Source organism: Ignavibacteriota bacterium (assembly GCA_016707525.1).
In the GTDB taxonomy this organism is placed as follows: domain Bacteria; phylum Bacteroidota; class Ignavibacteria; order UBA10030; family UBA6906; genus JAGDMK01.
In genome coordinates this window covers 180,320-199,722 of record JADJHP010000003.1, presented here as the reverse complement: position 1 = coordinate 199,722, position 19,403 = coordinate 180,320, and the positions used below count along the sequence as shown (strand labels likewise).

The 19,403-nt window shown below is 61.6% G+C and carries 14 protein-coding genes; 8 read left to right on the top strand and 6 right to left on the bottom strand.

All coding sequences use genetic code 11. The features are described 5' to 3' along the window. The first annotated feature begins 24 nt into the window (after positions 1 to 24). From IPI01_06985 to IPI01_06950, 8 genes are all read left to right on the top strand, one after another. Positions 25 to 1,791: a PAS domain-containing protein gene (locus IPI01_06985; GenBank protein MBK7257536.1), complete on the top strand. Its 1,767-nt coding sequence runs from the start codon at positions 25 to 27 to the stop codon at positions 1,789 to 1,791. Beyond that, positions 1,788 to 2,180, top strand: coding sequence for a response regulator (locus IPI01_06980; protein MBK7257535.1), 393 nt, complete (start codon positions 1,788 to 1,790; stop codon positions 2,178 to 2,180). Before IPI01_06985 ends, IPI01_06980 begins: the two co-directional genes overlap by 4 nt. A gap of 367 nt (positions 2,181 to 2,547) precedes the next feature. After that, positions 2,548 to 4,308 (top strand): hypothetical protein, encoded by a 1,761-nt coding sequence (locus IPI01_06975; protein MBK7257534.1) that lies wholly within the window; start codon positions 2,548 to 2,550, stop codon positions 4,306 to 4,308. 223 nt (positions 4,309 to 4,531) lie between these two features. Further along, positions 4,532 to 6,994, top strand: coding sequence for a glycosyl hydrolase (locus tag IPI01_06970; GenBank protein MBK7257533.1), 2,463 nt, complete (start codon positions 4,532 to 4,534; stop codon positions 6,992 to 6,994). A 99-nt stretch (positions 6,995 to 7,093) separates the two neighbouring features. Beyond that, on the top strand, positions 7,094 to 7,576 hold the full coding sequence (locus IPI01_06965; protein ID MBK7257532.1) for a hypothetical protein: 483 nt from the start codon (positions 7,094 to 7,096) through the stop codon (positions 7,574 to 7,576). Positions 7,577 to 7,620: 44 nt separating this feature from the next. Continuing rightward, the gene (locus IPI01_06960) at positions 7,621 to 9,825 is read left to right on the top strand and encodes a family 20 glycosylhydrolase (GenBank protein ID MBK7257531.1); all 2,205 of its coding nucleotides are present in this window, start codon (positions 7,621 to 7,623) and stop codon (positions 9,823 to 9,825) included. A 176-nt stretch (positions 9,826 to 10,001) separates the two neighbouring features. Next, positions 10,002 to 12,674 carry a sensor histidine kinase KdpD gene (locus IPI01_06955; GenBank protein MBK7257530.1) on the top strand — a complete coding sequence of 891 codons (2,673 nt, stop codon included), beginning with the start codon at positions 10,002 to 10,004 and terminating at the stop codon, positions 12,672 to 12,674. Next, entirely contained in the window at positions 12,671 to 13,363 is a 693-nt protein-coding gene (locus IPI01_06950; protein ID MBK7257529.1) for a response regulator, read from the top strand. The genes IPI01_06955 and IPI01_06950 overlap by 4 nt, the downstream gene beginning before the upstream one ends. Before the next feature lie 72 nt (positions 13,364 to 13,435). On the opposite strand, the gene kdpB is transcribed toward IPI01_06950, so the two are convergent. The 6 genes from kdpB to IPI01_06920 form a co-directional block, all read right to left on the bottom strand. Next, positions 13,436 to 15,532: a potassium-transporting ATPase subunit KdpB gene (gene kdpB, locus IPI01_06945; GenBank protein MBK7257528.1), complete on the bottom strand. Its 2,097-nt coding sequence runs from the start codon at positions 15,530 to 15,532 to the stop codon at positions 13,436 to 13,438. A 32-nt stretch (positions 15,533 to 15,564) separates the two neighbouring features. Next, positions 15,565 to 17,301: a potassium-transporting ATPase subunit KdpA gene (kdpA, locus tag IPI01_06940; protein ID MBK7257527.1), complete on the bottom strand. Its 1,737-nt coding sequence runs from the start codon at positions 17,299 to 17,301 to the stop codon at positions 15,565 to 15,567. Continuing rightward, on the bottom strand, positions 17,298 to 17,390 hold the full coding sequence (gene kdpF, locus IPI01_06935; GenBank protein MBK7257526.1) for a K(+)-transporting ATPase subunit F: 93 nt from the start codon (positions 17,388 to 17,390) through the stop codon (positions 17,298 to 17,300). Before kdpF ends, kdpA begins: the two co-directional genes overlap by 4 nt. Before the next feature lie 106 nt (positions 17,391 to 17,496). Further along, positions 17,497 to 18,090, bottom strand: a complete 594-nt coding sequence (gene kdpC / locus IPI01_06930; protein MBK7257525.1) for a potassium-transporting ATPase subunit KdpC — start codon at positions 18,088 to 18,090, stop codon at positions 17,497 to 17,499. A 232-nt stretch (positions 18,091 to 18,322) separates the two neighbouring features. Then, positions 18,323 to 18,736, bottom strand: a complete 414-nt coding sequence (locus tag IPI01_06925) for a zf-HC2 domain-containing protein (protein ID MBK7257524.1) — start codon at positions 18,734 to 18,736, stop codon at positions 18,323 to 18,325. After that, the gene (locus tag IPI01_06920) at positions 18,733 to 19,233 is read right to left on the bottom strand and encodes an RNA polymerase sigma factor (GenBank protein ID MBK7257523.1); all 501 of its coding nucleotides are present in this window, start codon (positions 19,231 to 19,233) and stop codon (positions 18,733 to 18,735) included. Before IPI01_06920 ends, IPI01_06925 begins: the two co-directional genes overlap by 4 nt. Positions 19,234 to 19,403: the final 170 nt, after the last annotated feature.

The window sequence follows — 19,403 nt, the reverse complement described above, 5'->3', positions numbered from 1 at the left end:
CGTGACCCTTCCGGGATATCATCGATGAGTGTTCGCATCTCGTATCGAACACGCGTGATCCTGACGTTCGTGATCCCCTGGATCGTGGCCACGCTCTTTTCGTTCTGGTATCTCTCCTATATCCAGCGGGTCGCAGGGGAACGCAACGCCCGTCGCCATCTGGGGATCGTGAGCGATATGTTCGCCACGTCGGTGGGGTCGGGGTTGAACGATGGGGATTTTACGCTCGTGCAGAAGGCCTTCGACTGGTCCACGCTCGACCGGAATGTGGCATACATCTGCATCCTGGATGAGAAAAATGATGTGCTCTACCAGAGTTCGGCCTCCCCTGAGCTGTCGATCGAGGAATTGAAGAAACTCTCACCCGGGATGATGCGCACGAAGTCCGGCCTTGTGAACGTCACCGAGGTGATCCCCGCCGGCAAACGGCTTGGCTCCGTGATCCTCCTGTATTCCCTCGAAAGTGTGGAACAGGAGATCAAATCCGCGCAGATGACATCGATCGTGGTGAGCCTCGTTGTCCTCTTGGTCGGCCTGCTCGGAACGCGGTTGCTGATCCGGCAGGCAGGTGAGCTCGATCGTTCCCGGGTGGAGGCCGAGCGACAGGCGGCGACGGTGCGGATGCAGGCCGTCGATCTGGCATTGATGAATGCGTCGCTCGGGAAGAGCAATGCCACACTCCTTGATACCCAGCGGGAGCTCCAGAGCGCTCACGATGAATTGGAACGGCGGGTGGAAGAGCGGACCAACGAGTTGGCCGCCGCGAACGCCGAACTGCACGTCAATCAGGGGCACCTGCAACTGGCAATGACCGCCGCCAGAATGTTCCCCTGGAGGATGGATGTTGCCACCGGCGCGATCGTCGTCTCCGAGGAGCACCTGCATGCTCTGGGGCTTGCCACCGCGGAGCGGGATTTCCTGGTCGCTCATCTGCACCCCGACGACCGCGTACGGGTCGTCGGGACCTTCCGCGATGCGGCACGGACAGGCACGCCCATCAACATCGAGTTTCGTGCCCGGCTCGGGGCCGACCAGATCGTGTGGTTCGCAGCCTATGGCCGGGCCATGTTCGGTGCCGACGGCCATCCGTCCACCATTGTCGGGATCAATCTGGATATCACGGATCGTAAACGGGGGGAAGACACCCTGCGTACCTCGCTCCGGGAAAAGGATATCCTGCTGAAGGAAGTGCATCACCGCGTGAAGAACAACATGCAGATCATCTCGAGCCTGCTGTTCCTGCAGAGTTCCTACGTGCGCGATGCGTATGACGTCGATCTGTTCCGCGAAAGCCAGCTCCGCGTCAAGTCCATGGCGATGGTCCACGAACGGCTCTACCGCTCGGAAGACCTGTCATCCATCGAGTTCTCGGACTATGTGCAGACGATCGCCGACGAACTACTGGCATCGTACAGCCGGCCGGGTATCGAGTTGCGGACCAGGGTCGACGATATCCGGTTCGGCGTGGATATCGCGATCCCGTGCGGACTTCTCATCACAGAGCTCGTTACCAACGCCATCAAGCATGCATTCCCTGATGGACGCGGAGGCCACATTGATATCGAGGGAACAAGCGAGGACGGGATCATGCATCTTACCGTGAAGGATGACGGGGTCGGCTATCCGGCCCATGTGGATTTCAGCGGGGGTGAGACGCTGGGTGTCATGTTGATCAAGGGCCTGACCGAACAGCTCGAAGGGACGATCACCGTGGACCGTAGCCACGGATCGCAGGTTGCGATCACGTTCCCGTTGTCCCGCGTGGCAGGCGAAGGGGAGGCCACCTCGTGAGCTCTGACAACCCCATACTGCCGGCGCAGATCATCCTTGTGGAGGATGAAACGATCATCGCTTATGAACTCCGGGTCCGCCTTTCCATGCTCGGTCACAGGGTGCTGGGTGTCTTCCGCAAGGGGGAGGAGGCGTGCGAGGCAGCACGCGCTACGATGCCCGACCTGATGCTGATCGATATCATTCTGGCAGGGAAGATCGACGGGATCGAGACGGCGAAACGTGTGCGGGCGCTCGGCCCCACCCGCATCATCTTCCTCACCGCGAACACCGATGAGTCGACCCGCCAGCGCGCCCTGACGGTTGCGCCGGAGGGCTTCCTGCTCAAGCCCTTCACCGAGGATGAATTGCGCGAGACACTTGCCGCGGCGCTGGCCGCGCGTCCCTGAGACACCCTCCCGACCCCTGAAAACAGGACCGGCGGCCCATGGGCCGCCGGTCGCATTTCCACGTCAAGGCGGGGGCTGCCGGCCTTCCTCGAGCAGCGACAACCTACTTCGAGGATCCGTTCTCTGTGCTGATGAACTGAGCCGCTCACGATCGCACGTCATGGACGGGTGGGAGGATGATGGAGATCATCCTCCCACGTGGTACAAAGCCCATCGCCTGTAGCAAGCGGGGAACTTGCTTGTTCGTTTTCTTCGGCGTTAATTGTCTCGGACGCGGGCCCCGATCAGCGGGCCCGGGAAGACCTTCGTATCACGACTGCCAACCCGCATGAATCCATCGCGATGTGTACGCCTTCTCTGTGGGGCCATCCTTCTGGCCCTCCCGGGGCTCCATGCCCAGGTCACGCAGGATCCCTTTGAGATCCGCGGTGTCCTTCCGTGGCACAATTTCCTCTCAGGCCCCACGTCGTGGAACCTTGAAGATTACACCCGATATCTGGATCAGTGTGTGGCCGGAAAAATCAATTTCATCGGGTTCCACAATTATACCGGTGGGTCCCAGCGCTATGCGACGTATGTCGAGCCGATGATACGGATCGCCTACAAGACTGTCCTTCCGGAGGCGTTCTTTGACAATTCGCTCACCGCGCGGTGGGGGTATGCTCCACGGCGTGTCCGGGATTTCGCCTACGGGACGTCGAGGTTCTTTCCGGGCGACACCGGTGCGTTCGGGGCGGACTGCGCGGTGCAGGCCTCTACGAATGAGGACCGTTACCGCCGGGCGCAGGACCTCATGCGTCAGGTGATGGCGATGGCGCATGCCCGCGGCATGCAGACCGCGATGGGATTCGAGTTCGGGGTCCACCCCCCTGAATATTTCTCCATCATGGAGGAAGGGTCCTTCTGGGAGGGGACGGGATCCATGATCCCGAACCCCGCACACTATCAATCCGTCGAGATCCTGTTCGCCACGATCGATGATATCATCGCAGCATATCCCGACGTCGACTATGTCTGGCTCTGGCTGAACGAACACTCGTTCTTCGGGCTCGATCCGGAGAAGGCCCTGCGTGATCCGGCATTCAAGGCGCTCTTTGACCGCGATGCCGCACTCTTTTCCGGCCCCGGCGTCGATGCCAGACAACAGGTCACCGGCATCTGGACTCTCGAGTATCTCCGCCGCGCGTATGAACACCTCCGCCGTGTAGCACCCGGCAAGCGCATGATCATCGGTGGCTGGGGAGGAAGCAATCAGTTGCCGGTCATTCTCCGTGGATTGGATCGCGCGCTCCCTACCGATGTGATCTTCTCCTGCCTCAACCCCGGCATGGGGGATTATCCCCAGCCTGCATTCATCACCGCGATCGCCGCGCACCGGAAATTCTGGAGCATTCCCTGGCTGGAAGGGGATCATCAGTTGTGGCACGCGCAGCCCCGCGTGAGCATCATGCGCGATCAGGTGAAACAGGCGCGAACCCAGCACCATGACGGCGTGATCGCGATCCATTGGCGGACGGAAGAGACACGGGCCACCTTCGAAGCGTTCGCGCGTTATGCGAGCGACCCTGCCGATACCGCTTCGGTGGCGGACGTGTACAGGGAGTATCTCCTCAGGAATTGCGGACCCCTCGCATCGAAGGAACTCTCCGGGATCTTCACTGCGGCCGATGAAGACGGATGGTTCCGCACGGCTTCTTCGCCGGAGTACTATGCCTATACGCCGATGTGGGGACGCCTGGATAGCATGGGCCGCGGGCGGCTCCACACGCTCATCGACAAGCTACGGGATGTCGCCCGGAGAACCCCGGATCCGCAGCATCGCAGTACGCTGGAGTGGTACATCGCCGATTGCCGCTTCATGCTCCTCCTCGACGACGTGGGCAGAAAGCTCGAGCCCGCCTATCGGCTACGGAAGCGGCTGCGTTCGAACGACGGGCACCTGACAGCGCCATTGGCCGGTGATGTTCGCACGGCGCGCGAAGGTCTGGACCAGTCCCCTGTGCGCGAACTCTTTTCGGTCTACGCTTCCCGTGTCAGGTCCCGGGGTGAACTCGGCGTGCTGAGCTCTCTCAACCAGAAGTTGTACAACGAATACACCGATCTCCTCCGGTTCCTTGCCACTCTGTGAGGTCGTCCATGATATGCAGGATGCTCTTCTGGTGCGCGGCCATGATGGCGGCGCTCGGCCTGCAGGCGTGCGGACCCTCTGAACGCACTGTTCGGGCGGATCGCACAGGGACCTGTGCATCGTACTCACCATGCTCGACTCGTGATGGGTCTGCAAGATCGCGCGGGATGTTCCCGTGCAGGGAGAGGCCCTGTCCCTCTCAGCGTACCCGCTCGCCGGTTGGATGCCTGCCACTGTTCCCGGAACGGTGCTGACCACGTTGCTGAAGAACGGACTCGTTCCTGATCCCTTCTATGGGATGAACAATGCCAGCATTCCGGATATCTATCATGCCGGACGCGAGACCTATACCTACTGGTTCGTGAAGGATCTCCGGAGTACGCCCCCGCAGGGGAACAGGCAGGCATGGCTGCGCCTGCGCGGTGTCAACTACGGATGCGATATCTTCCTGAATGGCCACCGGCTCACCGCGCGTACCCATACCGGCATGTTCCTCCGCCAGTCGTACAATGTCACGACTCTGCTCTCCGCCGACGGCAACAACCGGTTGGCCGTGATCGTGTACCCGGCCGGTACCCCGGGCGATCCCAACGGTGGGCAGGGGGGTGACGGAACGATCGGAAGGAATGTTGCCAGTCAGTATACCGCAGGCTGGGATTGGATCCAGCCGATACGCGATAGGAATACCGGGATCTGGGACATCGTCACCTTTGAAGAGACCGGCGCCATTCTGCTCAAGGATCCACATATTCTGACCGTCGTGCCGGGTGTACGATTCCCCGAGGGGCCGCAGGCGCCGGCGACGCTGCGTACCACGGTGGACGTCGAGAACCCCACCCCGGAGACGGTCAGCGGGACCGTCCGGTGCACTGTGGCGGGAAAGACCGTCAGCACGGAAGTCGCCATTCCAGCGAAAACGTCGCGGACGGTCCGTCTTCCTGATGTCACGGTGCAGGAGCCCGGGCTCTGGTGGCCGAGCGGTTACGGCCCGCAGACGCTCACACCCGTTGATATTGCATTCTCCCGTGATGGGGGTGAGATCCTTGATGCGATGACGGTCACCACCGGCATTCGCGAGGTCACCGCGATATGGAACACGGAGACGCGGAGCCGCGAGGTACGAGTGAACGGGCAGCGGATCTTCGCGAGGGGAGGGAACTGGATCGTCTCCGATGCCATGCTGCGCCTGTCCGTCACGCGCTATGATGCCGAGATCAGATTCCATCGCGACATGAACCTCAACCTGATACGGATCTGGGGCGGAGGACTCACCGAACGGCCGGAGTTCTACGAAGCATGTGACCGCTACGGGATCCTGGTCATGCAGGATCTCTGGATGTCGGGAGACTGCAACGGCAAATGGCTCGATCCCATGAAGAAAGAGGACCAGTGGACGCGCCGTGGCTATCCGGATGATCACGCGCTCTTCATCCGCTCGGTGGCAGATCAGGTCCGCATGCTGAGGAACCATCCATCGCTTGCCTTCTACTGTGGTGGCAATGAGATCCCGCCCCCGCAGGATATCCTCGCCGCAGTGCAGGACACGATCCTGCCGTCACTCGATGGTACGCGATATTTCTTCACCTATTCCAACGCTGACAGCATGTCGTTGAATGCGCTCGGCGGGAACGGCGACGGCCCCTACTCCGTCCAGTCGAACAAGCACTTCTGGGATTTTCGTTCATTCCCCTTCAATTCCGAAACGGGCTCGGTCGGCCTCAATGACATGGCCTCACTCGAGCGGTTCATCCCGCCGGGGAACCTGGTGATGCCCGACGAAGCCACGCGTCGCGTCGACTCGGTGTGGCGGTATCACAAGTTCCAGGGGTACGGCAGGAATCTCGACGCATACGGGAAACCCGCTGACCTGAAAGGGTATCTGGACAGGGCACAGCTCGTGAACTACGACCAGTACCGCGCGCTGATGGAAGGGCACCAGGCGCACATGTGGGATTGGTACACAGGGGTCATCATCTGGAAGACGCAGAACCCCTGGAGTGCCATGCGCGGACAGATGTATGATCCGTGGCTGGACCCGAATGCGGGATTGTACGGTTTGCACCACGCGAACCGGCCTGTTCACATCATGTGCGATCCCGCGGACGGCATGTTGATGGTGGTGAACAACACCTTCCGCCCGCTGCACGATCTGATGGTGCAGGCGTGGACCATCACACCTGCGGGGAAACGTGACCTCGCGTTCCAGTGGTTCGTGGAGGTCGGGCCGTCGATGGTGCAGAGGATCGACACCATCCGCCGTGTCTTCAAACAGAGCTTCGGCGCCGAAGGGGGATTCCTTGAACTTGTGCTGCTCGACCTGCACAAGCAGAGGGTGGACCGGAATCTCTGCTGGTTCCCCGATTCCAATGGCGTCTTCACAGGGCTTCAGCGGATGTCTCCGGCACCCGCCAGGATCTCTGCGCGGAGGATCGCGGACAACCGGATCGAAGTGTCCATCCAGAATCCGGAGGGCAACCCGCTCGCCTTCTTCCTGCGTGTAGCACTCATCGACGCGGTAACGGGCAAACGGATACTGCCGGTCTTCTACAGCGACAATTATGTGTCGGTCGTGCCGGGCACGACGGAGAGCGTGATCCTTGAGGCCGGCACGGGCCGAATACCGCGCGACGCCCGGATCACGGTCAGCGGCTGGAATGTGCCGGAACAGACGGTGAGTATCGACTAACAGGGTGATGTCCGCGGTCTCGCTGCCACGGTGTGGCCGCTGCACCGCGATCATTTCGGCGATCACTCTCGACCAATGACCTTTCATAAGGGAACGGCTATGCCATCAGTCAGAAACATCGTGTTGATGTTGAGCTTCGCCGCCGCGGCGGTCGTGTGTGGTCAGAGCATCCCTGCGCATGCGCAACCGCGCGGGGAGTACGCCCCGGCAGGACCGTACCCACTGATCCCTACACCCCGGAGTATTGACAGGCAGGATGGGTCCTTCACCTTCACGAAGGACGTTGTTCTCGTGCCCGGCCGCGCCGGGGATGCGGAAGATTCCTTCGCGGCATCGATGCTGAGAAATGAACTCCGGGCGTCCATGGGGGTCATGCTGTCCGGCACGCGCAAAGCGTCTTCGAGATCGATCCTCATAGGCAGGATCGGGCGCGACGCAGCGGTCCGCAAGGCGCTTCCGGCGACGATCCTTTCCGTGGTGGACAGTCTGGGGGACGAGGGATACGTTGTGCAGATCACCCTGCCAGGATCATCATCGCGGGGAACACCGGGACAGGCGTTTTCTATGGCGTCCAGACTCTGAAGCAGCTCATCAGAGTCAATGCCTCGGGACACGAGGTGCCCTGCATGACGATCATGGACTGGCCGGGACTGCGGTACCGCGGGGTCATGCTGGACATCAGCCGTGGGCCGATACCGACGATGGCCTATCTCAAGGAGATCATTGCAACGCTTGCGGAGTACAAACAGAATTCCCTTACCCTCTATACGGAGCATGTGTTCCGGCTCCGGTCCCATCCGGATGTTGCGCCGGCGGACGGGATCACACCGGAGCAGGTGGCGGAACTTGCCGCTGTTGCCCGCTTGCACCACATCGAGCTCATCGGGAATGCGCAGCCGTTCGGCCACATGGAACACACTCTGGCGATCCCCTTCTACCGCCCCATGGCGGAGAATGCGTGGGTCGTGAGTCCGGCCGTGGAGAAGACCTACGACTATCTGAAGGATGTCTTCGCCGAGATCGTTCCGTCGTACGAGAGCCGCCTCTTCCATATCAACAGCGATGAGGTATCCGGGCTCGGCGAAGGCCCCGCGCGGAGAATGGTGGATTCGATGGGCGCCGGAGGGGTCTACGCCTATCACATCGGGAGGGTCGATGCCCTTGTGAAACCCTATGGCAAACGCCTGATGATGTGGGGTGATATCGCGGTGAACAATCCGCAGATCATCGACCGGCTGCCGAAGGATCTCATCATTGTGTCGTGGGGGTATCATCTCGCGGACAGCTTTGACGATGCCATTTTGCCGTTCAAGAAGACAGGGTTCGACTTCATGGTCGCGCCCGGCGTGAACTGCTGGGGGAATGTGTGGCCGAACATGTCCGTCGCAAGCGTGAATATCTCGAACTATGTCCGCGACGGTGCTGCGCTGGGGACCATGGGCATGATGAACACCGTATGGGTCGACGACGGCGAGAACCTCGGTGCGTACAACTGGCACGGCCTCCTCTGGGGGGCCGAGTGTTCATGGTCCCCTGCGCGGCCGCTGAAAGGTGAGGCGGCGAAGGAAGATCTCCGGGTGCGAAGCAGGGCCTTCGATCGATCGTTTGACGCATTGTTTTTCGGGGCACCGGATGTCGCCGCGACCTTGTACCGGTTTGATTCCCTCCGCTCGATGCCGATCAGGGGCATCGTGACCGACGGAGCGGTCTGGACCAGTATGCTGGAGATCTATCCGGGAGAGGTTGACGCCGCGGCGGTGGCGCTGAATGAACGGGTTGTCCGTGAGGCGGCCGCGCTTCGCTCCGCCCTGGAGACTCTCCGTGCGAAGGCCCTCCTCCACAAGGAGGTGCTCGATGCGGCGGTGTTCGCTGCGGACAGGGTGGCGTTCACCGGGAAGAAGAACATCGTGCGCGCCGAGCTGGCGAAGACCATGCGGTCACCGACGGGGAGCAACATCATCCGGACGAAGGAGCTGATGCGGGGGCTCTTTGAAGAGCTGCATGGCCTGAAGAACACGTACGCGGTGCTCTGGGATCGCGAGAACCGGGGCTGGTGGCGCGACCGGGTGCTGGCGAAGTATGACCGTCTCGGCGCACAATTGCTGGACCTCGACAAGCTTGTGCTCATCGAGAAAGACACCACAGGTGTCGACGGCGTTCTCAGGGTGAGGTGCACGACACCTTTCGGCGACCGGGAGATCCGCTATACCACCGATGGCTCCGAACCCACCATGCGGTCCGCGGTCTCTGCCGGACCGTTTGTACTCGATCGATCATCGATGATCAAGGCACGTGTCTTCACGGGAAAGAAGGCATGGCCTGTTGCAGAGAAGCACTTCCTTGTCCACCGTGCGATCGGCCGTCTCACCGCGCTGCATGCGACGTACAGCACGTACGATCCTGCGTATGCGGCCGGCGGACCGCTGGCGCTGACGGACGGCCTCCGCGGATCGGATGACTTCAAGGATGGTCGCTGGCAGGGATATCAGGGGCAGGATGTGGAAGCCATCATGGATCTGAGTGAGCAGACGGAGATCCATCGCATCAGCATGGGATTCTTGCAGGCAAGCTACTCATGGATCCTCATGCCATCCCGTGTGCAGTTCTGGATCTCGGCCGATGGGCGGGAGTATGCCCTGGCGGGTGAGGCCGTGACGACCGTGGATCAGAAGGAGGATGGGACGGTGGTCCGCGACTTCACGGCCGCCTTCTCCGGGGTGAAGGGCCGTTTCGTGAAAGTGATCGCGAAGAATCCGGGGCCGCTTCCTGCATGGCATCAGGCAGCCGGAGGCGAGTCGTTCCTGTTCGCGGATGAGATCGTGGTAGAATAGTCCTCCGCGGCCCGTGCCCGGATCCGGCCTCTTTCCGTCCTCAGGAAAAGCCCTTTTTTAAGTTTCTTACGCCCGCCTGCGAAGTTAACTTCTGACGGGGCGCTTTCGTATGTTCCGTTGCCTGCCCCGATGGTGCAGGCGTGATGGCATCATTGACCGATCTCATGTGAGCGATTGTGACATCTGGCGATCCACATCGGCCCGATCCGGACCATCTGCTGGATTCTCTCCGGCGTGACGAGGAGCGCGGCAAGCACGGCCGGCTGAAGGTCTTCCTCGGCATGTGCGCGGGGGTGGGCAAAACCTACGACATGCTGATGGCTGCACGTGAAGCGCAGTCGAAGGGGGGCTCCGTGCTCGTAGGCTATGTCGAGACCCACGGCCGGAAGGAGACGGAGGCGCTTCTTGACGGCCTGGAAATTCTCCCCCGGAAGTCGATCGAGTACCGTGGACGGTTGATCGGGGAGATGGATGTGGATGAGATCCTGCGCCGACGGCCCGGACTCGTCCTCGTCGATGAGCTCGCCCACACCAATGCCCCGGAAAGCCGCCATCTTCGCCGCCACCAGGATGTGACCGAACTCCTCGACGCCGGCATCGATGTCTACACCACCCTGAATATCCAACACCTCGAAAGCCGGGCGGACACCGTTGCACAGATCACGGGCATCGTGATCCGCGAGACCATCCCTGATTCGATCCTTGAACGGGCCGATGCCGTCGAGATCGTCGACCTCCCTCCGGAAGAGCTTCTCAAGCGACTTGCCGAAGGGAAGGTCTATGCGCCCGAGCGCTCACGCGAGGCGGTCCGCCATTTCTTCAGGACAAGCAACCTCACGGCTCTCCGCGAAATGGCACTCCGCCTCGTGGCGGAGCGGGTGGATCATCAGCTTCAGGATATGATGAAGGGGCGGCAGAGCGAAGGTGCCGTGAAGTCCGGACAGCGGATCCTTGTCGGCATCAGTGCCAGCCCGAACACCGTGAAGCTCATACGCTGGGCGCGCCGCACCGCCTATGCGATGGACGCCCCGTGGATCGCGGTCTATGTGGAGCGCTCCCGCACGCTCTCGCCCGCCGAACGTGAGCGGCTGGACGCCAATATCAAACTTGCACGCGAGCTTGGTGCCGAGATCGTTACGACCGCTGACGACAATGTGGTGGAGGGCCTGCTCCGCGTAGCGCGGGACAGGCGCGTGACCCAGCTCCTCGTCGGCAAGCCGACCGGGAAAGCACATATCGGGCAGAGCTTGCTCGACAAGCTTATCGAGCGTAGCGGTGATCTCGACATTTACGTGGTCGGCGGGACGGGATCCGTGCGGGCATTTCCTGGACGTGATTGGCTGCCGGAGATACGGTCGGGGCTCAAGCAGTATCTGATCGCCGCCACGGTGACGATCGCTGTGGCGGTCGCGCTCTACCCCCTGCAGGACATGCTCGGATACCAGTCCGTCTCGTTATTCCTGCTTTTTGCCGTGGTGCTCCTCCCGCTCAAGCTGGATGCCGGCCCGGTCCTCCTCGCCGCCGCCCTCAGCGCGGTCCTGTGGAACTTCTTCTTCATCCCGCCGACATTCACCTTCGCGATCGGGTTGCTGCAGGATGTCCTGATGTTCGGGCTCTACTTCTGCGTCGCCGCCGTGACGGGGGTGCTCACCGCAAAGATCAGGGCGAGAGAAAAGAACCTCCGCCTGCGTGAACAGCATGCGACCGCACTGTTCGCACTGACGAAGGAACTCTCGCGCGCACGGACGCAGGATGACGTGGCCAGGGCTGCGGTGGAGAGCATCCGGCAGACATTCTCCGCGGACACTGCCGTGTTGCTCAGCCAATCGGACGGCGACATATTCACCGAGGCCCACGCCGCCAGCAGTTTTGCCGTGGACCAGAAGGAGTTCGGCGTCGCGGCATGGGTCTACTGGAACGAGCACAAGGCCGGACGGTTCACCGACACGCTGCCCTCAGCGCTCGCCACGTATCACCCCCTGTCCGGCCCGCGCTACCCCCTCGGTGTCATAGGCGTCCACGTGCAGTCCGGGGAGCCGTTCACGATCGACCAGGATGCATTATTCCAGGCGTTCCTCGGTCAGATCTCGTCGGCATTTGAACGGGAACAGCTGCACGACCTGACGAGGAAGACCCTGGTCGTTGCGGAATCAGAACGGCTGTATCGTACACTGTTCGATACGCTGTCGCATGAGTTCCGGACGCCCGTAGCAGCGATCATGGGTGCGACGGACCAGTTGGACAACCATGCCGATGAGGAGGGCGGGAGGGTCCGCGAGATCGTCCGTGAGATCCGCGAGGGGGCGGATCGCCTCAACACGCTGGTCCAGAATTTGCTGGATATGACGCGCCTGGAGTCCGGCCTGCTGAAACTCCGGAAGTCGTGGTGCGATGTCGCTGATCTCGTCGGCACTGCTGTGCGCAAACTCGAGGAGGTGCTCCACAATCACGAGGTGCGTATCTCCGTTGCGGAATCCCTCCCCCTGATCCAGGCGGATCAAGGACTCCTGGAACAGGCACTGGTGAATATCATCAGGAATGCCGTGATCCACGCCGAGGGGGCGACACGGATCATCGTTGACGCCCGCGTGGAGGGGAATGAGTGCGTGCTCTCCGTGGCCGACAACGGGAAAGGGATCCCCGCCGGCGAGGTCGACCGGGTCTTTCAGAAGTTCTTCCGGGGGAAAGACACCCGGGCCGGTGGGACGGGCCTGGGCCTCTCGATCTCGCAGGGGATCGTCCTTGCCCACGGTGGGGCGATCAGTTGCGCCAACCGCGCCGAAGGAGGGGTACAGTTCACCATCCGTTTGCCCCTTGGTTCTCCACCACCAACGGTACAACTGACATGAGCACCGCCATCCATCCTGCCACCATCCTGGTCATCGACGACGAGGTTCAGATCCGCCGACTGCTCAAACGTGCACTCGAAGAGGAAGGGTACAAGGTGATGCCGGCGGAGACCGGGGCCGATGGCCTGGCGCAGGCATCCACGCATCATCCGGACATCGTCATTCTTGACCTCGGGTTGCCCGATATGGACGGAACGACGGTGCTCCAGCAACTGCGGACATGGTCGTCGGTGCCCGTCCTCATCCTCTCGGTCCGCGAAGCAGAAGAGACGATCGTCGGTGCTCTCGACGGGGGGGCGGATGACTATCTCACGAAGCCCTTCCGTACGGGGGAACTTCTCGCGCGCGTCCGCGCGCTGCTCCGCCACCGCCTCTCGGGAAAAGAGGAGCGCATGTTCGAAGCGGGGGATCTCTCTGTCGATATCGCAGCCCGTACCGTCAGCGTCCGCGGACAGCAGATCAAACTGACCCCCACAGAGTACTCTCTGCTGGAACTCTTCGTGCGCAATCCCGGGAAAGTGCTCACCCACTCGTATCTGCTGCGGGAGATCTGGGGTCCGACGTATGCCGAAGAGACCCAGTACCTTCGTGTCTTTGTCGGTCAGTTGAGAAAGAAGATCGAGAACGATCCCGCCATGCCCCGGCTTCTTGTGACGGAGGCGGGAGTGGGATACAGGCTCGTTGAGTGATCAGCCAGGAGGTCGTGCTGCGGCGGGTGGTGCCCCCGGGGAGGGAACCATCCGCCGTTCGTATTGTGGAGGTCACGTCAACCCGAGAACCGTGAGGAGCATGTCGATGGCCTTGATCCCGGCGAATGGCACGAGCAATCCGCCGACACCGTAGATGAGGAGATGTCGCCGCAGGAGTGAAGCAGCGCTCATCGGCACATACCTCACACCTGTGAGCGCCAGCGGGATCAGCGCGATGATGATCAGGGCATTGAAGATGACCGCCGACAGGATCGCACTTTCGGGCGAACGCAGTCCCATGATATTCAGCGTCCCGAGGACGGGGTACGTCGTCGCGAACGCCGCCGGGATGATCGCGAAGTACTTTGCCACGTCGTTCGCGATGCTGAATGTCGTCAGCGCCCCGCGCGTCATGAGCAACTGCTTCCCGATCTCCACGATCTCCATCAGTTTGGTCGGATTGCTGTCGAGGTCGATCATGTTCGAAGCTTCACGCGCGGACTGCGTCCCGGTGTTCATGGCCACAGCCACGTCGGCCTGGGCGAGGGCCGGGGCGTCGTTGGTGCCGTCGCCCGTCATCGCCACAAGCCGTCCCCCACGCTGATGTTCCCGGATCAGCTCGAGCTTGTCCTCGGGCCGGGCTTCCGCCAGGAAGTCGTCCACCCCCGCCTCGGCGGCGATGGCTGCCGCGGTGAGCGGGTTGTCGCCCGTGATCATGATCGTCCTGATCCCCATCTTCCGGAGGTGAGCGAAACGCTCTTTGATACCACCTTTGACGATATCCTTGAGATGGATCACGCCGAGGACCTCGCTGTTCTCCGCGACCACCAGAGGCGTTGCACCCTGCCGGCTGATCTCCTGGATCGCCTTGTCGACCGTTGCCGGCATCATGCCTCCGGCGGATTCGACGAACCCGCGCACCGCATCCGCAGCGCCCTTCCGTATGCGGCGGTGCTGCTTTCCCTCTCCGACGATGTCGACGCCGCTCATGCGCGTCTGGGCCGTGAAGGGGATGAAGTGGACCGACGTATCATGAAGCCCCCGGCCACGGAGGCCGTACCGTTCCTTGGCGAGGATCGCGATCGACCGCCCCTCCGGCGTCTCGTCCGCCATCGATGAGAGCTGCGCTGCATCGGCCAGCCGTTCCGCAGTGATCCCGGGTGCCGGCGTGAACTCCGTTGCCATGCGGTTCCCGAGCGTGATCGTGCCGGTCTTGTCGAGCAGCAACACGTCCACATCGCCTGCAGCCTCAATGGCACGGCCGGACGTGGCGATCACATTGTGCCGGATCATTCTGTCCATACCGGCGATGCCGATCGCCGAGAGCAGCCCACCGATCGTGGTCGGGATAAGGCAGACCAGCAGGGCGACAAGCACGGTGACCGTGATCGGCGTTCCCTGTCCCGCGGCATGGACACTGAACACCGAGAAGGGGAGCAGCGTCACACACACGCCCAGAAAGATGATCGTGAACGCCGCGAGCAGGATGTTCAGCGCGATCTCGTTCGGTGTCTTCTGACGCCTGGCCCCTTCGATGAGGGAGATCATCCGGTCAAGGAATCCTCCACCCGGCTCGCTCGTAATGCGGACGACCAGCCAGTCGGAGAGGACGCGGGTGCCGCCCGTGACGGCGCTCCGGTCGCCTCCGGACTCGCGAATGACCGGCGCACTTTCACCGGTGATCGCGCTCTCGTCAACCGATGCGATCCCTTCGATCACTTCGCCATCGGCGGCGATCACATCGCCTGTCTCGGCAAGGATCGCGTCACCGGCATGGAGATCTCCTGCGAGAACGGTCTCGTACTGATCGCCAAACCTCCCATCGCGAAGCTTCTTGGCTTTGGTGGATTGCCGGGAACGCCTCAGGGCCTCTGCCTGGGCCTTGCCGCGCCCTTCGGCGACCGCCTCTGAGAAATTGGCGAACAGGACCGTGAACCAGAGCCAGAGTGCGATCGCCCCGGTGAACCCGGCCGGTGCTTCACCGATCCCGAAGAGCGCCTGGATCCACAGCGCGGTCGTGACGACGCTGCCGATCTCGACCACGAACATGACAGGATTGCGGACCATATGACGGGGGCTCATCTTCAGTACGGACCCGTACACGGCCGTCAAGTAACGGGGACCATTGCCGCCGCGCGTGAACGTGGGTGCCTCTGGTGCCGGATGCATCTCTGCCCCTCTGTGTTGTGCTTCCATGGTTGTCATAGCAACAGGTGCTCCACAATGGGACCGAGTGCAAGAGCCGGGAGGAAGTTGAGCGCGCCCACGAGGAGGACGATCGCTACCACCCAGACGACAAAGAGAGGCGTATGGGTCGGCAGTGTTCCGTCGGAGGCAGGAACACGCTTCTTCTTCGCCAGTGCGCCAGCGAGAGCGAGCGTCGGCACCGCCAGCCAATACCTGCTTACCAGCATCGCGATCCCTCCGGTCAGATTGTAGAAGACGGTATTGGCCCCCAGACCACCGAATGCGCTTCCGTTGTTGTTGCCTGTGGATGTGAAAGCATACAGGATCTGACTGAATCCGTGCGCGCCCGGGTTGCTGATCGAGATCCTGCCGGCATCAACGATGACCCCCAGGGCAGTGGCTCCAAGGACAAGAAGTGGCATGATGAGGATGAGGAGCGAGGCCATCTTTATCTCATAGGGCTCGATCTTGTGACCGAGGTACTCCGGTGTCCGTCCAACAAGCAGACCGGCCACAAAGACCGCGACGATCACGAAAATGAGCATGCCGTACAGGCCGGAACCCACGCCACCGAACACGACCTCTCCCAATTGCATCATCACCAATGTCACGAGTCCGCCCATGGGCGTGAAGGAGTCATGCATCGCATTCACCGAACCATTCGAGGCCGCCGTCGTTGCGGTCGCCCACAGCGCCGACTGCGTGATGCCGAAGCGGACCTCCTTGCCCTCCATGTTGCCACCCGGTTGACCGGCGGAGGCGTGGGTGTCGACCCCGAGCGCTTGGATCGTCGGGTTGCCGTTCTGTTCTGCGCCGACCGCCAGGAACACAAAGGGGATGAAGATCAACACCATCACCGCAAGGATCGCCCACCCCTGCCGCGTATCCTCTACAAGCATGCCGTAGGTGTAACACAGTGCAGCCGGGATCAGGAGGATCGACAGCAGCTCCAACAGGTTCGAGAACGGCGTCGGGTTCTCGAACGGATGCGCCGAGTTCACGTTGAAGAATCCGCCTCCGTTCGTGCCGAGCTGCTTGATCGCGATCTGCGATGCTGCAGGACCCACAGCGATCACCTGTTCCGCTACCCGTTGTCCCTGCGCATCTGTGACCTGGTCGACGAACGGTATGGTCGCGTATCCTGAGAAGCTCTGCACGACACCCTGCGACACGAGGGCAAGGGCGAGTACGAACGACAGCGGCAGGAGGATATAGACAACGCTGCGGATCAGATCGACCCAGAAGCTGCCAAGCGTCTGTGCTGTGTGCCGGACGAGTCCGCGGATGAACAGCACAAGAACGGCCATCCCCGTTGCCGCGGAGACGAAGTTCTGGACGGTCAGGCCGATCATTTGTGTCAGATAGCTCATTGTTGTCTCTCCGCCATAGCCCTGCCAGTTGGTGTTGGTGGCGAAGCTGACGGCGGTGTTGAACGACGAGTCGGGTGACACGGCGCTCAGGCCCTGGGGGTTCAGCGGGAGAACACCCTGCACGCGCTGGAGAGCATAGATGAAGAGGAATCCGAGGCCATTGAAGAGCAGCATGGCGACGACATTCTCTTTCCAATCCATCTCATCATCCGGACGGATGCCCGCGATCCGGTAGATCAGGCGCTCGAGGGGACCGAGCACCGTGTGCAGCAGGGTGCGTTCGCCCCGGTACACGCGGCCCATGTACAGCCCGAGGGGCTTCACGGTGGCAAGCAGGATGATCAGGAAAGCGAGAAGCTGGATCATGCTTGAGAGTGTCATTCGAATCGCTCCGGCCACAAGAGGGCCACAACAAGGTAGATGAACAGTCCGGCAGCAAGAAGACCGGTCAGAACGTAGAGGAGACTCATGACCGTCCTCCCGGCCTGTCACCGGAGAGCGCGGCACAGAGCTTCACGAGCAGTCCGGTCAGGCCAAAGAATGCCATGGCGACACCGATATAGAGCAGGTCCTGCATCACTCCCTCCCATTCGTGGTTGTTGCAGCATCGAGATCAAGGTTCAACACAAGGACATTCACGCGCGGCTCTCCGAATATCCCGAGAAAGCGGCCTTCCGTGTGGCGCGCCACGAGGTCTGATACCCGGGCCTCTGCCATTCCCCGTGCACGCGCGACACGCGGGATCTGCACCTGTGCAGCGTCGGGGCTGATATGCGGATCCAGCCCGCTTCCCGAGGTCGTGACTAGATCGACGGGGATCGGCCCACTCAGCGAGCTGTCCGCTGACTTCAGCCGATCAACGTCCTGTTTCACACGGTTGGGCAAGGCCGGATTCAGCACGCCGAGGTTCGAGCCGCTCGATGCTCCTGCGTTGTACGGGAACGGCCCGGTGGCGGAAGGCCGTGACCAGAAATATCCGGGGGATGTGAATGGCTGTCCGATGAGTGCTGATCCTATCGTGTGGCCGTTCTTGACGATGAAGCTCCCGCTTGCCTGTCCTGGAAAGGCGGCCTGCGCGATCACCGTTATCAGAAGGGGATACGCCACTCCGGTAATGACCGTGAATGCACCGAGGACGATGACTGCGATACGTATGTGCTTTGAGAGCATGATGAACCGGGTCCCTCACGTATGTGATGGGGACCAATATGGCCACGACGCTGCTGTCCATCAATGCCAGGAGGATAAAGAGGCAGGGAGGGAGTGTATGGAAGTGATAAAGAAGGTCGAAATCGAGGTCCGTTCCCGCTATCGGGGAGCCAGAAGCGCCCCCGTGGTGGGACCTGCGGCACACATTGCGCTCATGTGCCGCCCTCGATCTCCCGCGAGGCCGAAGGGCCGCTCACCAGGAGTGCCGGAGCTTTCTGCGTGTAACGAAGTACGCAACCCACAGCACGGCTCCGATCGCTTCGTATACTGCGACATGTCCCGGTGATTCCGCGAGCAGCCAGCGGAAGGTGCCGTTGGAAACGATGAAGGAGAAGGGCAGCAACATAAAGAAGCCCGCCAGGGCCATGAACCAGGATCGCAGCCTGAGCAGCCGCTGCGTGCGGGCCAGTGCCCGGCGCTCTTCGGTATCGCCCGCGCCCACAGGGAGCGGGTTGCGCAGCACCGATCGCATCGCAACCGCCATCCCGGCAGCGAGCTCTGGGTGGGCCTTGAGATGCTCTTCCACGAGCCGCCGTGAATCTGCGCTGCACTCGTTCGCGGCATACAACGGCAGCAGATCGTTGATCACATCCACGGATACGGTCATGTTGAACTCCCTGATGATGAAAGAAGTGATGATAGCTTCGCACGTGCACGGAAGATGCGTACCTTCACCGATGCGATCGATAGACCTGTTGCCGCCGCGATCTCTCCGTGCGTGAGCTCCTCGGCTGCGCGCATGACCAGGATCGCCCTGTCCTGCTCAGGCAGCTCCGCCATCGCCCGGAGAACATGCTCAAGTTCAGACCTGTCCTCGAGTGACCGCTCGGTATCGTGCGAACTGCCGGCGTTCTCGTCGGTAAGGGGAGCGCTGCGGGTGGTCCGCCTCCGGTGCTGGAGGTAGAGCCGCCGGGCTATGGTGAAGAGATATGCTTTGACCGAGAGATCACGGATCGGCTGCTCCGATGTCCACACTCGGACGAACGTCTCCGCAGTGATGTCCCTGGCGTCATCCGCATCGCCGCTCAGCCAGAAAGCGAACCGGAAAACGTCCTGCGCGTAGCGCTCGTACAATTCTGTGAATGAGACCGGATCGTGTGCCATACGGATACAATATCCATGAACAGGACCAAGGTTACAAGAAGGGCGACAATGGGATGTGCTGAAACTACACTCGTATCGTCAATTCCGGGGCCGTATGGTTCATATTTAGCCTGGCTCTCGACACCTTGACTGTCGCGTGGAGATTGGATAGTTTATTCCTTGACCCGTTG

Excerpts from the sequence above, each read along its gene's own strand:
- IPI01_06925 (MBK7257524.1), bottom strand. The coding sequence starts at position 18,736 with ATGACCGTATCCGTGGATGTGATCAACGATCTGCTGCCGTTGTATGCC.
- IPI01_06965 (MBK7257532.1), top strand. The coding sequence starts at position 7,094 with ATGCCATCAGTCAGAAACATCGTGTTGATGTTGAGCTTCGCCGCCGCG.
- kdpC (MBK7257525.1), bottom strand. The coding sequence starts at position 18,090 with ATGCTCTCAAAGCACATACGTATCGCAGTCATCGTCCTCGGTGCATTC.
- IPI01_06950 (MBK7257529.1), top strand. The coding sequence starts at position 12,671 with ATGAGCACCGCCATCCATCCTGCCACCATCCTGGTCATCGACGACGAG.
- kdpB (MBK7257528.1), bottom strand. The coding sequence starts at position 15,532 with ATGCATCCGGCACCAGAGGCACCCACGTTCACGCGCGGCGGCAATGGT.
- IPI01_06985 (MBK7257536.1), top strand. The coding sequence starts at position 25 with ATGAGTGTTCGCATCTCGTATCGAACACGCGTGATCCTGACGTTCGTG.
- IPI01_06970 (MBK7257533.1), top strand. The coding sequence starts at position 4,532 with ATGCCTGCCACTGTTCCCGGAACGGTGCTGACCACGTTGCTGAAGAAC.
- kdpF (MBK7257526.1), bottom strand. The coding sequence starts at position 17,390 with ATGAGTCTCCTCTACGTTCTGACCGGTCTTCTTGCTGCCGGACTGTTC.
- IPI01_06920 (MBK7257523.1), bottom strand. The coding sequence starts at position 19,233 with ATGGCACACGATCCGGTCTCATTCACAGAATTGTACGAGCGCTACGCG.
- kdpA (MBK7257527.1), bottom strand. The coding sequence starts at position 17,301 with ATGACACTCTCAAGCATGATCCAGCTTCTCGCTTTCCTGATCATCCTG.
- IPI01_06960 (MBK7257531.1), top strand. The coding sequence starts at position 7,621 with ATGACGATCATGGACTGGCCGGGACTGCGGTACCGCGGGGTCATGCTG.